The organism is Aporhodopirellula sallentina SM41 (genome assembly GCF_000346505.1).
Taxonomy (GTDB): Bacteria; Planctomycetota; Planctomycetia; order Pirellulales; family Pirellulaceae; genus Rhodopirellula; species Rhodopirellula sallentina.
In genome coordinates, this window is record NZ_ANOH01000364.1 from 60,227 (window position 1) to 73,666 (window position 13,440).

Sequence of the window (13,440 nt, forward strand, 5' to 3'; positions counted from 1 at the left end):
GACGCACCTCCATTTCCTCGTAGTGGATCTTGTCAAAGATCCTCAAGCAGCAGGATCTTGAACAAGATCCACTACCGCCTACCCGAATGCCAGGCTTCGTCTTTGGCAATGCCTACTGATTTCGGATGATAAGGTCGATCATCGACTGTGGCGAGTCGACCGCACCGACGGTCGTCACCTTGGGAAACATGATCTTTGGAATTTTTCCGGATCCGGCGCGTTTGTAAAGTTGCACGTGTCGTTGGATATAGTCGTGTGGCACGGATCCGTTGAGAACCTCCGCGATTTTTTGCTCGTTCACGAGCGATGACGCGTGTCGCCGTGCTTGGGCGTAGGTCGGCTTCGATTCAAACAAGTAATCGTGAAATGCCTCGAACTGCGTACGGTCGGTCAACCATACTGCGACCGCTAGTTTCGACAAATCGCATGATTCCGCATGGCTCGAATGAGTGGTCTGAACCGTGGAGTTGCACTTCCGGTCGAGCGGCACCGGGAGTGTGATGACCGCGAGTTTCTCTCCGAAATGCTCACGCGCGGCGTTCAGCGACGCGTGAGTGCGTTGGCAGTGCGGACAGGTGTAATCAAACATCTCAACAAAAACAGTCTCGGCGTCTGGGTTGCCGATCAAAGGCCAATCCTTCGTCGACAGCTTCACACCGCCTAGCACCTGAATGGTTCGGAAATTTGGTTCGCTCGCTGCCCCCACGTCTCCCAACATCGCCATCGAGGGATCCACGAGAGCTAACGCAAAGCGTGCCAGATTGACGGATTGATACGCCGCCAAGCGATCAAATCCGCTGCTCTCTAAATTCGCCGAAGAAGGGGGAGCGAACAGCATCTCATCAGACGCATCTACAGCCTCGTCATCATCCCCACTCACCGCCGGCGTGGTCGGATACTCGATTGTTTCAAAGGTTGGAGGAGCATCCGCACCTACCTGCATCGCAATCAAAATCGCCAACATCCCGATCCCACATCCGACGATTCGCGTCATCGAACGAGGGCTGACAGGACGAACCAACAGGTAGGTCGTCGCCAGCAACAGTCCGGCGACATGAGCCACCAAGCAATACGGACACAAATGCCCGAGCGCGAAGATCTGCAAACCAATGAACCATACCGCCGCACCACCAGCCGCGATGCTAGCGATGCCAATCCCCGTCCAACGTAGATCATCAATGCGGCGATTCTCAACGCGGGCTATCAGCAGTCCGATCACCGTCATGTGCGTCAAAATAGCGGGGACACTGATGGGAATGGACAGCACCTTGGACCACCGACTGTGCAGCACATGATCGCAGCTAAACAAACTTCCGCCACCACAACCGGCCACGGGAGACATCGTCACGGCGGACCAAACCAGATATCCGCTTGTAAGCAACGCGACCGAACTGCAAACCAACATCACCCACCGCGCGACCGCGGGAACCCGCTGCCCCTCCTCACGACCAGTGCACGGATGCACCGTGAATCTACCCCAGTGCTTTTTGGAAAGCGAATAGGATCCAGGGCGATGTAAATCAACGGTCGACATAACAAACTCCGATAGCAGGCAGGAAATTCATGTTGCGAATCAACGGGCAGAGTGGCACACCGAACGCGGTTTCCGTGCCAAACTCGAAACCCAAAACGCAGTTTTTGTGCCAACCACAAACCGATCCCGAGGTTTTGCAACGATGCCCCGAACGTCGCCTCCAATACGACACGGCGTCTCGCGTTTTCCCGGACGAGCAGACTGATCGTTTACCGACCAATCCGCATGGGCTGCTCGCTCGTTGATCGCGGTAACCTTGGTCCCCCCGACATACCCAACGGCATCCCTCGATCCACAAACGCAACCCCGCTTCCGCCCGCAATCCCCAGGTGCAGAACATTCCACGGCGGGTCCTGATGCAATCTTCATCATTGCCCACGCGGCTGCCTCCAAGCGGTGTGTTACCCTAGGCCCTACAACTACCGAGCCACACCAACGTGCACTTCCGTGAATACACAATCGCTTCGAAACCGCTTCTTTGTTCTCCGGCACGGTCAAAGCGAGGCCAACGAACTGTCACTCATCGCCAGCTGCCCGACGATCGCTGTTGAGCGGTATGGGTTGACGACGAAAGGTCGCGAGCAAGTTCGCGAATCGGTATCTCAACAGCACGAAGAGCTGAAGAAGGTCAAGCGAATCTATACCTCTGACTTTCTACGCACGCGTCAAACGGCGGAGATCGCAGCCGAGCAATTGGGAGTTCCGATCGAGAACGAACTCCGTCTGCGAGAGCGTTACTTTGGCCAATGGGACGGACAATCCGACCAAAACTATCAAACCGTTTGGGCGGCTGATCACGAAGACGCATCGCACCAGAAATGGGGCGTTGAAAGCGTCCGTTCTGTCTCCCAACGAACGCTCGAATTCCTGCTCTCAATCGACAATGAAAACGAGGGAGAAAACTACCTCCTGGTGTCACACGGCGACCCGCTGCAGATTCTGATCACGACGGTAGCGGGTACTGACCTGAGGCTTCACCGCCAGATCCGGCCGCTGCAAACGGCGGCACTCCGGTGCCTCGCCGACCAGGAATATCTTCTTTCATAGCAGACAAACCGACCTCGTTGGCTCGGTCCGACGCCTGCCCGAAAAAACGAACGTCAGCGTCGGAGAGCACGATTCTCTTGTAGATTTTGAGCCTCCGGAGCGATGGCACATAGCGATAGACCGTCACGGCAGGGAAGTCGGCGACGACACACGTAGGGAATTTGCGATTGATGTGCCCCGAGTTGCCAACCAATTGTGTGAAGCGACGCGATCCATCTTGCGTCCGAACGCGTTTTCGCTTGGCGAGCGGTTCGTGTGTATGCCCAAACAAACTAGCCCATCCGCCGCACGCAACGCCGAGCATTGCGGCTACCTCCACATTGTCGTGGGTACCGACCAAACCGGCGATCATCTTCCAAGTCACCTCATCGGACTGATTCGACCCTCTCGAGAATTTAAGTATCTGCTCTGCCAGCATGGCTCGGTACTGATAAACACCTTCCCAAGCCGTACTGAGTCCGTGCATCCCTCGGTCAGCCAAACCGGTCTCGATCATGTTCGCGATATCGTAGGCGATGACAGACGGTTTCAGCTCTTCATCCAACGCATCTTCGCGTAGTCTCTCGAGCAACCTTGCTCTGCTTTCATGATCATTGCGAATGGTGTCGTGAATGGCCGTTTGTGTTTTCAGCAAGCCGAAGATGTGACCATGGCAGATCGTGACGCGTGCCATTCGGTCGTAGTACACCAACGAGTCATGGACGCGGCACCCGCCGGTTAACTCGTTGAGACGTTCATCCGTGAACCCGTAGTCGTGATTACCACGGATGAACAGAGGTTTGCCCTCGACTCCCAATCGCTCTCTTACATTCCGAAACGCTTGGAAGTCAGCTTCCAATCGCGATACGCGGGCACCGTGGTCACCGAAATCGCCACCGAAAACAATCTCGTGTCCCTTTTCGAGAGCCAACGACAACATCGCCTCGACGGCGGCTTGCTTCTGTTCCCGCTCCGACGGCTTTCCGAACCGTTTGCCTGCGTGAAAATCGCTTAGCAGCAAGATCGACTTTTGCGGAATTCGGTCTTGCAGAGAATTCACGAGGCTTAGATTGACGTTTGCTTTTCGTGACGATTTCTTCTTCTGCCGCTTTTCAGCGATTGCCTGAGCATGGAGATCCCAATAACTCCGCAGGGAATGCTCGAAAGTGAATTGTTCCGCGACGTGGGTACGTGCGTTCGTTCCCAGTTCGGCTACCGACGCATCCGCCCCATTGGCGAGAGCCAGTATTTTCTCGCTCCAATCGTTCGGGTTGTCGGTCGACAAAACGAAACCTGTTCGACCGTCGTCGACATACATCTGCGGCCCGCCTTGGTCAGAGACGATCACCGGAACGCCCGACGCACATGCTTCCAACCCGACCTGTCCCAAGGTCTCTGTCGTGGATGGGAATACCATCAAATCCGAGGACGCGTAAATACGCGAGAGTTCTTCGCCTCGCTTCGGCCCCAGCCAATGAACGCCGTCCACATTCCGAAGCTGTTCAATCGAATTGTCATCTCCATTTCCGACAACGACGAGACAAACTCGTCGCCGCGATTGTCGAGACTGCACCTCCTCCCAGGTGCGTTGCAGAAAAGGGATGTTCTTTTCCGGTGTGATGCGTCCCACATAGAGAACCACAAACGCATCATCCGGAACCCCGAGCGATTTCCAAAGGGTTCGGTCTTTATATCGTGGGTGAAATTTCTCAACGTTGGTTCCCGGACGCAAACACTGCACCTTCGCAGGATCGAGTTGCAGTTGCTCGGCGAGTTCATGCTGTTGGGCGTTCGATCGCGCGATCACGAGATCAAAGTTCGAGTAGAACTTTTTCAACACACTCGTCGCGAGTTTCTCAGCAACGGCCGACACGCCGTTATCGGTTCTCGGGTCGTTCGACAACGCGTCAAAGTTACGCGATAGAATCTCGCCAATCGTCGTAACATCTTGGAAGATATTTGGGTTCACCGCGCTCATGTGTGCCAACGCCTGCAGACCATAAGGCAGCAACTGCGAGGCACGGACATTGAGAAAACCGGCGGGGTTGTTTCGCAAGTTCACCAACTGCGCCGACACGATCTCGCGAGCATAACTCGCGAAATCCGTATGGAAAATCCCCACCATCGGAATCCGATATCGCTTCGCCAACGCGATACCGAAACAGCCAAACGGTCCGGGAGTGGAGATATGGATACAGTCAGGTTGAGTTGTTTTAATGTGCCGTTCGATTTGTTTGCGATGGTGCCGAAGAGGCATCGATATCTGCAACTCGGGATACCCCGGAACAGCAAAAGCGGGGGCTCGTATCGGGATGAGACCGGGGCCGGATTCCTCTTTCGCCGGCACAACTAATTCCAACGGCAACTCGTGAAAATCGGCCATCGAGCGAATGTCGTGCAGAAAACGAGCAACCCCGTTTCCCGCGTTCGCACCATAAGTATCGGAGAAACCTAAGATTCGATAACGGCAACGATCGTTTGATTCAAAAACATTCACACTGGCCTCGTCGTGGAAAACTTGTCAACGGATTTCCAATCACTATGAATAGGCTAATTTCGCACCGGCGTCGAACACTACCCGCATATGAGAAGTTCGGCCAACAAATCAGGAACTTCATATTGGTTTCACAATGCAATCGCATTCATCGATGCAACTCATTTCAACAAAGTCTCGATCCCCATGGCCTGCTTGCTCGCAAACTTGGGTCCGATTCGATGACGAAACTTTCTCGCTAACGGGTGCAGCAACCAAAGCAGGCGGATGGTGATTACTTGATCTACCATTCGGTAGCGGCTTCGATCCCGTAACATGAGTTTCAATATCCACCGTAGCGGAACACGGTGGACTCGAGACTCACCTAACTTGATGATCACCGAATAGTTCCTGCGAAACCGTCGCTTGTACTCTTCTTTCATTTGCGACAACTTCTGAGGTGCCTCTTTATCGCCGTCGAAGTAGTACTCCCTCGCCATCGCAATGATCTCGAACGTTGCGAGCTGAAACGACAATCCTCGGGTGGGAATGCCGTTCTCTTTAGCAACGGCAATCATCTCTCTGAGGTTCTCTAATGCCTCACGCCCCTCGTTGAGTGCGCGTTCACGGTCGTGGACAAAGACGGCCAAAACTTTCTTAATGATGGGATCGATCATGATTCGATCCCAATAGACGAACAACTGCGGTGGCAAACGTAGACGACGAAAATACAGTCGCTGATCTGCCATCTCTGCGACATACAACAACCGCTTAATCACCACTTCGCTGCGTGTCAGAAAGTCAAGAAACGCTTCCCGTGGAACGTCAGGCAAATATCGATCGCGAAATTCCTCGATCACCTCATGAACGTCCCGTCCCTGCCAAATCCTAGCCAACGCCAGCGTATTGAACTCCACCCATAACGATGAATTGCGAAGGTAGGTCAACTGCCGGCGTTTTCCCCATCCGCCCGTCTGACACCAAACACTCATCCCGACAACGTTCTCTGCCGGTTCGAGGTCCTTCATAATCTTCGCAGAGTCCCAACCGATGAATGACGGATACGCGCCAAACCCTTCATACTCACGACGGGCCTGAAACTCGATAATCTTTTGATGTCGGGACTGAAAAAACAACGGATTGACGGGGAGGTATCGAAAGAAGTCAGACTCTCCGTACTTCAACGAGATGATCAATGCCTCGCTATTGATATCGCCGAACGCTTGGTCGAATCGAGTCGGATTCCAATTCAAGTCTCCGATCGGATGCGCCCCAACGGACCAAGTTCGAAAGATGAGCTTGCGTTGGTGTGTCTCGAAAACGGGAAGCAGTCGGATCAACAACTGCTTCGCATCCATTGGCCTTCGCAACCATAGTTCACTGCGAAAGTCGCCTTTGACGTCCACGCCATCGGACTCGCCGAACCGCATGATCACGCCCGCAATCAACGGAAAGTCACGGAACAACTGATCGAGGTTGTCTTTTAACCATCCGTTGGCGAGGTCTCGGTTTCCTTTGATCAACGGACGGACCGACTCGTGAAAGAACATCACGTCCATCGTCAAGAACACTTGCATCCTGTGTTCGTCGGCGACCTGCATCAGGCGACGAAACAACTCCCGGTAGGCAGAGATCTTTCGTTGCAAGTTTTTGGGATATTGATCGCATGGAACGAGGTGGGCAACGTCGTCGAGCGTGATCGCGTTGTATCCGAGCGCACTGGTTCTCTGCACAAACGTGAGAAAGTCATCTGGAATTGATTTCAACACCTCCGCTTTGAGACCATCATCGGTTTCGATGTCAGCAAAGGGGATCTTCGACCAATTGATGCGTTTCTTGTCATAGTGTCGAAAGAATGGCCCGATGCCATCAATCATCTGAAGTTTTCGCATCACGCGTGCTTCTTCATGTAACGTTCAATCGAGTATTTCCCCAGATGCTCTAGGGGACGAAACTTTTCAAACAGCTCGGTAGAAATTCCCAGCATGCGTTTGGTGTTTCGGATCGTCACGTCGATCGAAACCGTTCCATGGTAGGGAGTGTTCAGATGCGTCTGCTCGCGGTTGTATCTGACCAAGAGCTTGTAGAGGCGGTAGCGTTTCCTGTCTGTCGAGATCTCATTCCAGAAACGTTGAAACTCCTCCGGTGTGAAGAACCACTCGTAGTTGATAAACGCGCCGGATATTGACGACGTTAGAAAGGACATCGCGGCATTCTTCTGCAGCACGTTCCATTTCCGACCAATCGAATCCGCTTTGATGCGAAGCATCGACGCAGCCGAATCGCCCGATTCATCAGGCGAAAATTGTCGATACGACTGTAAGTACGCGTTTCGAGAGTCGGGAGAGTTGATGCGTACTTCGTAGTGCTGTGTTTTCGTTGAGCGGTCCGCAATGTTTTCAAACCGCAGTTTCTCGACAGGCTGCGAGACGGTCGTTAGCTCATAGTACTGACGCGGGCACAACTGCAACTCTGCCGATAACACGATATGTTTTTGAGGACAAACGCGATTAAAGATCAACTCGCCAAATCCTGAATCGTCTCGCTGAAGCGTAACAATGCCGCCGTGATCACGGTCATAGAAGCGAATGGAATTCACCAAATCCGCTAGAAACGGCTTGTCCAAATTGGAACCGTGAACAGCCGTCGCGATGCAGGCTCCCACCGAAATGAAGTGGTAATTGGGATAATTTTCCAACCATAACCCACGTGACTCGAGTTGCGGGAGAAGGTGACCGAAATTGGCCCCCGCCTGAACGTGAGCGACCTGTTTTTCGACATCGATATCGAGCGTTTTGCAAAACCGTTTCAAACAAACCGTCGTATGCCTTGGACTCGTAGGCCGCTGAAAATACAGCCGAGCGTTGTCATACCCACGGACATGAATGTTTTCGTTGACACGATTGCAAAGGGCGACCACGTCTCGCTCGCTCGACGGCTCGAATCGTCGCTCCACGAACCCGGCAAAGTAATCCGAAAGCCCCCCCAAAAGCTTCGGCAGCAACATCCACAACACGCCGCCGACCACGAACAACAAAACGACCGTCGCCCAATACCACGCCGGACTCACTGCCGCGCCGGTGATAACCAACAGTGATGCAACTCCGGCGACAATCGCCAACCAACCGGGCCACGCTCCGAATTTCCCTTGATGTTCCGCTGCTTTTTCGGCGAGCGGTTGTCGTCGTCCCAAGACGGTAATCACCGGCGACTGCTGCTTTCCTGCGATGACGTCTCCGATGACCTCACTCACTTCATCGATCGTCACGAACGAACGCGAAAAAGCGTGCGGGATCATCGGGCTCCATGGAGCCAATCTCTTCAGGATCTTCGTCCACGATAGATTGTCACCGATGACGACACTCGGGCGAACGATCTGAACCTGCTGCAGCCCCGATGCGAGCAATCGTTCTTCGCACCGTCGCTTCATTTCAATGTAGGACGCCGAGATGGGACGGTGTGGGAAATGCACCACCCACGAACTGACGTATAGAAAGTGGTCGACGTGATGTTCTTTCGCGAACGCAATCAAGTTGTCGAGCATCGCCAGGTCATCGGCAACCTTGTACGTCGTCGCGAGATGAACAATGCAATCGATCTTTGGAGCATCCTCACCTTCGCGTTGCTCGGCGAGTTGAGGAACTTGTTTAACGAGGTCACAGGACGCGAACCCTCCATCAACCGAACTTCTCCGCGATAGTGGATGCACAACATGTTCGTTTGCCAAGTCGGAAGCGACATGCTTACCGATTCCACCGGTTGCCCCGGTCAATAGTATTCTCGCCATGAACTTCGCCGTGGATGAGTCGCGGACGTTTGTCATTGAAAACGGGTCCGTCGGAAGACCCTCCGGTGCAACGTCAGGTCGTCTGACTTCGACAATGCGGGCAAGCGTAGCCGAATCTCTCGGTGACCGGGAGTTTACGAAACCTCGTCTTCATCAAACGATCCATATCGAACGTGTTAGGCTTGCCTCCGGGCATGTCGGCAACCTGCAAGCAGGGCGTTCATGCGGGACTCGTTCACCGCTACACCGAACGGTTCAAGAACACTCGAGACACAGCATTTCGACGAAATGCATGGTTTCACCCAGCAGATTCCACCAACGCGAAAACCCGTGATTTCCCGACGCAAACACCTCGGCGGAACAGCAAACGCGTGTCTTGATCACCGGACCAATTTCATGCGACGCATCCATCGCCTTTCCCTCTGCCTCATTCGAATGCGAGAGCGTGTGTCGATCAAAACGGCAATCTTGCTCACGAACTATTCATCTAAACTTCTCGAGCGACAGGAGCCATTCCAATCCGCTTTTCGTACGTTCCTAGAGGAAGCCGTTCGACCGCAATGGTATCCAAACTGTAACTAAGGACCTTAAAAGTGCGTTCTTGTCGACGCGCGCGTTACACCTACCATTGCAACGTACAACCGATCGATTGTTTTTCGTCGCCTCTGGCGGATGGCGATCTGCCTACGACGGGCAGGTCATTCCAAGCGATCGAGTCAGCCTTTCCCGGTGCATCGCCGTGAATCAACCGCTGCCGAACCGCCTTGCACACAGGAACACGAGATGAGTTACGACAACTACGAAACGTTTCATACTTCACTGCAAAGCGGCGTTTTGACAGTCACGTTTGACTGCCCTCCGGTAAACGTGCAGGGAATCCCAATGCTCGACGACCTGGACAGGCTCGCTGAAAGCCTCGAAGAAGACCGAACGGTCAAGGTCGTTGTTTTTGCATCGGCCCATCCGGAAATCTGGGTCGCTCACGCGGACACTAATTTCCTCAAAGACATGTCGACCGAAGCGGTTTCACGCGATGAAGTGAAACTGCTCTATCTTCAGAAGGTGCTGCAACGAATCAGCGACCTCCCACAGGCTACCATTGCCAAGATCGAAGGATGTGCCCGAGGCGGTGGACACGAGTTTGCCCTTGCGTGCGACATGAGATTCGCTGCACGCGGCAAAGCGATGTTCATGCAGATGGAGGTCGCCATGGGAATCCTTCCGTGCGGAGGTGGAGCGTCACGAATGGCGAGACAGGTCGGACTCGGGAGGGCACTCGAGATCATTCTCAGCGCCCGGGACTTCGATGCCGACGAAGCACAAGCATACGGAACGATCAACAAAGCACTCGAACCTGACGAGATTGGTCCTTACGTCGATGAACTGGCTAACCGGATTGCAAAGTTCCCGGCCGAGTCAATCCGCGCGTGCAAACGAGCTGCGATTGCATCGATCGATTTACCGATCCAAGACGCTCTGAAAGAAGAAGCCTACTGGCTGTATCAGGCAACCAGCCAAACTCCCGCGATCAAACGTTTTGCCAACGCAGACAGGGACGGGCTTCAGAACGACATCGAGAATCAACGTCGCTGGAACGACATTGTCATCCTGACACAGGCGATCGAGTAACGTACCAACTACCACTTCCTAAACTGCCCCACTTCTAAACCGAAACTTCTCTACGAGGACATTACGATGCGAGCCATGCTAATCAAGAACTACGGCAAAGATTCCGAATTCGAACTCAGTGACGTTGCGACACCCGACGTCAAACCGGGACATGTCCTCGTGCAGGTCGCTGCGTCGAGCGTCAACACCGTCGACACGATGATCCGCAACATGGGCAAAGATCTGCCGCTGTCACCCGATACGCCAGCGATCCTCGGGATGGATTTCGCAGGCACCGTCGAAGCCGTCGGTGAAGGAGTCGATGCCTACTCAGTCGGTGACGAAGTCTACGGATGTGCGGGCGGTTTAGCAGACCTCCCCGGTGCTCTCGCAGACCACATGGTCGCCGATGCCAATTTGATTGCACACAAACCCAAAAACCTTTCGATGAAGGAGGCCGCCGCCCTGCCGTTGGTGGCAATCACGGCATACGAGGGGCTGATGCGTGCGGGCATCACCCAAGGTCAAAAGGTGCTCGTCCATGGCGGATCCGGCGGTGTCGGGCACGTCGCCATCCAGCTCGCGAAACACTTCGGCGCGGACGTATACTCGACCGGCGGAGGTGACCAGCAAATCGCGTTGATTGAGAAACTCGGTGCAACAGGGATCAATTACAAAACCGAAACGGTTCAAGACTATGTCGTCAAACACACCGGCGGGGCAGGTTTCGATCTGGTGTTCGACTCGGTCGGGGGAGCCAACCTCACGAATTCCTTCGAAGCGGCAGCGTTGAACGCAAACATCGCCACAACGGTTTCGCTTTGCGAACTCGATTTGACCCCGGCTCACTTCAAAGGGCTCTCTCTGCATGTCGTATTTATGCTGATCCCGATGCTGCACAATCACAAACGCGAAGAACATGCAGAGATCCTCCGGCAGTTGGCACAGATCTCGGAGGCTGGTGCGCTCACACCGGTACTCGATGAAGAGCAATTCCAACTCGAAGACGCTGGGAAGGCGTACGCACGCCTCGAGAGCGGCAAAGGGATGGGCAAAGTTGTGATCGAAAACTGAGCGATCACCTTCGCAACTTCATAAGTTTTTCCGGACGCAATCATGATTTCAACGACGAGCCGTTTCCAAGACAGCGAATTCCGACCGATCAATCGCGGGTATAACTCGGCACTACGTGTCAATCGCTTGAGCGTCGGTTTGGTTGTCCCGATCGAGAATTATGATCTTCGTCCGGTGCCAACGATGCAAAGGCACATCGAACGAGTGCAACTCGCCGAGAAACTCGGTTTCTCGGCGGTCTGGCTGCGTGACGTGCCATTCAACGTCCCTTCCTTTGGCGATGCCGGACAAACCTACGATCCGTTCGTTTACCTCGGGATGCTAGCCGGACTGACTCAGCAAATCGCGTTGGGGGTTGCCAGCATTGTCCTGCCGCTGCGTCACCCGGCACACGTTGCCAAAGCGGCCGCGACAGCGGATGTCTTGTCCGGAGGCCGCCTCATACTCGGCGTGGCCTCAGGCGATCGGCCCGAAGAGTACCCCGCATTGAAAATCCCTTTCGCGGATCGAGGTGCGGCGTTCCGAGAAAGCTTTCAGTACATCCGCGAGATGAGTCAACACTCGCCGTCGCTGGACAATAGGTTCGGCAAACTGCGTGGCGATTTGGATATGCTTCCGAAACCATCGTCAGGTAGCTTTCCGATGCTGATTACCGGTGGCAGCCAACAAACTCCGCAGTGGATCGCCGAAAATGGCGACGGCTGGATGACCTATCCTCGCTCGACCATGGCCCAAACGGAAGCGATCAACGCCTGGAGAGAAAGCCTCCAACGACTCGGGCGTCCCAATCAACCGGTAATGCAGCCGCTCTATGTCGATCTGACAACGACCCCCGATACTCCTCCACAGCCGATTCACCTCGGTTTTCGGATGGGCAGCAAGTATCTCCGCGATTACCTCTCCGAGCGACAGGAAATAGGCGTCAACCACATTGCGCTCAACCTCCGTTTCAATCGCGAGGACGTCGAAGCAACAATGGTTCGCATCGCCGAGGACATCCTTCCTCACTTTCATCAGTAGCACGCTACGCGCCCCAGATGCCCTCGAACGGAACAGTCGATTCGTCTAAGAGATTGACGCCAGAATACCGTGATGCAACGAAGGCCATCTCAATCCATCGCTAGCAACCGGAATTCCCGCCGCCTTTTGGTTGACTTTGTCAACCAATTTCATATGGTTGACTAAATCAACCGAAAGGCACGCACGATGAACAACATGTCTCTCAGCGAAGTGGTGCATCAATTGATGCACTCCTACAAGAAACAGCTACATGACGGCATTGAGAACGAGGGAATTTTGCTGCCGGTCAATCACATCCGCACTTTGAAATGTATCGAACGGGTTCCCGAGTGCACTGCTCGCACCGTTGCCCAGCGGATGAATCAGGACAAAGCCCAAACGACGCGGGTTCTGAACGACTTAACGCAATCCGGCTTTATCCAAAAAACGGAAAATCCGAACGACGGACGCAGCCAATTTCTCGTTCTTACCAAAACAGGGAAGCAGCTCCTTACGAAAATCAATCGCGTGGAGAAACAGGCCGCAGCGCAACTGACGAAAGACCTATCGCCCAAAGAAGTGGAGGCGTTCGTACGCATCGCCACCGTCATGATCGAGAGCGTTCGCGTCCCAGCGGCATCTTAAACGCACATCAAACAAGGAGAAAGTCAATGTCAAAACGTCCGACCATGGCGCTCAAAGTCGTTCGCAACCTGCAACTTACCGAACACATGCGCCGAGTCACTCTCGCCGGCGACGCACTCGCACAGCTTCCCGCCGACCAGGAAAGTGCTTACGTCAAACTGCTGTTGCACGATGAGCGACGACCGCGACCATTGATTCGGACCTACACGATTCGCAATCAACGACCGACCGAAATTGACATTGACTTCGTGATCCACTCGCCTCTCGGGCCGCATCGCGTTGGGCGTCAACGCC

At 54.1% G+C, this 13,440-nt stretch carries 10 protein-coding genes; 6 read left to right on the top strand and 4 right to left on the bottom strand.

The annotated features are described in order from the left end of the window. Positions 1-112: 112 nt before the first annotated feature. The gene (locus RSSM_RS24055) at positions 113-1,465 is read right to left on the bottom strand and encodes a vitamin K epoxide reductase family protein (RefSeq protein WP_236621350.1); all 1,353 of its coding nucleotides are present in this window, start codon (positions 1,463-1,465) and stop codon (positions 113-115) included. A 516-nt stretch (positions 1,466-1,981) separates the two neighbouring features. Here RSSM_RS24055 and RSSM_RS32695 point away from each other — a divergent pair. Next, positions 1,982-2,581 (top strand): histidine phosphatase family protein, encoded by a 600-nt coding sequence (locus RSSM_RS32695; protein WP_044303495.1) that lies wholly within the window; start codon positions 1,982-1,984, stop codon positions 2,579-2,581. On the opposite strand, the gene RSSM_RS31925 is transcribed toward RSSM_RS32695, so the two are convergent. The 3 genes from RSSM_RS31925 to RSSM_RS24080 form a co-directional block, all read right to left on the bottom strand. Beyond that, the gene (locus RSSM_RS31925; protein WP_144060079.1) at positions 2,478-4,943 is read right to left on the bottom strand and encodes a glycosyltransferase; all 2,466 of its coding nucleotides are present in this window, start codon (positions 4,941-4,943) and stop codon (positions 2,478-2,480) included. The two genes, RSSM_RS32695 and RSSM_RS31925, sit on opposite strands and share 104 nt — an antisense overlap. A gap of 272 nt (positions 4,944-5,215) precedes the next feature. Beyond that, entirely contained in the window at positions 5,216-6,925 is a 1,710-nt protein-coding gene (locus tag RSSM_RS24075) for a hypothetical protein (RefSeq protein WP_008685636.1), read from the bottom strand. Next, the gene (locus tag RSSM_RS24080) at positions 6,925-8,856 is read right to left on the bottom strand and encodes an FAD-binding protein (protein ID WP_008685637.1); all 1,932 of its coding nucleotides are present in this window, start codon (positions 8,854-8,856) and stop codon (positions 6,925-6,927) included. The genes RSSM_RS24075 and RSSM_RS24080 overlap by 1 nt, the downstream gene beginning before the upstream one ends. A gap of 747 nt (positions 8,857-9,603) precedes the next feature. Here RSSM_RS24080 and RSSM_RS24085 point away from each other — a divergent pair. The 5 genes from RSSM_RS24085 to RSSM_RS24105 all read left to right on the top strand — a co-directional run. After that, on the top strand, positions 9,604-10,449 hold the full coding sequence (locus tag RSSM_RS24085) for an enoyl-CoA hydratase/isomerase family protein (protein WP_008685641.1): 846 nt from the start codon (positions 9,604-9,606) through the stop codon (positions 10,447-10,449). 66 nt (positions 10,450-10,515) lie between these two features. Then, positions 10,516-11,502: a zinc-dependent alcohol dehydrogenase family protein gene (locus RSSM_RS24090; RefSeq protein ID WP_008685656.1), complete on the top strand. Its 987-nt coding sequence runs from the start codon at positions 10,516-10,518 to the stop codon at positions 11,500-11,502. 42 nt (positions 11,503-11,544) lie between these two features. Then, positions 11,545-12,522: an LLM class oxidoreductase gene (locus RSSM_RS24095; RefSeq protein ID WP_008685658.1), complete on the top strand. Its 978-nt coding sequence runs from the start codon at positions 11,545-11,547 to the stop codon at positions 12,520-12,522. 186 nt (positions 12,523-12,708) lie between these two features. Then, on the top strand, positions 12,709-13,146 hold the full coding sequence (locus RSSM_RS24100; RefSeq protein WP_008685660.1) for a MarR family winged helix-turn-helix transcriptional regulator: 438 nt from the start codon (positions 12,709-12,711) through the stop codon (positions 13,144-13,146). 26 nt (positions 13,147-13,172) lie between these two features. Next, positions 13,173-13,440: siderophore-interacting protein (locus RSSM_RS24105; RefSeq protein ID WP_008685662.1), on the top strand; the 268-nt coding region annotated here is incomplete at its 3' end.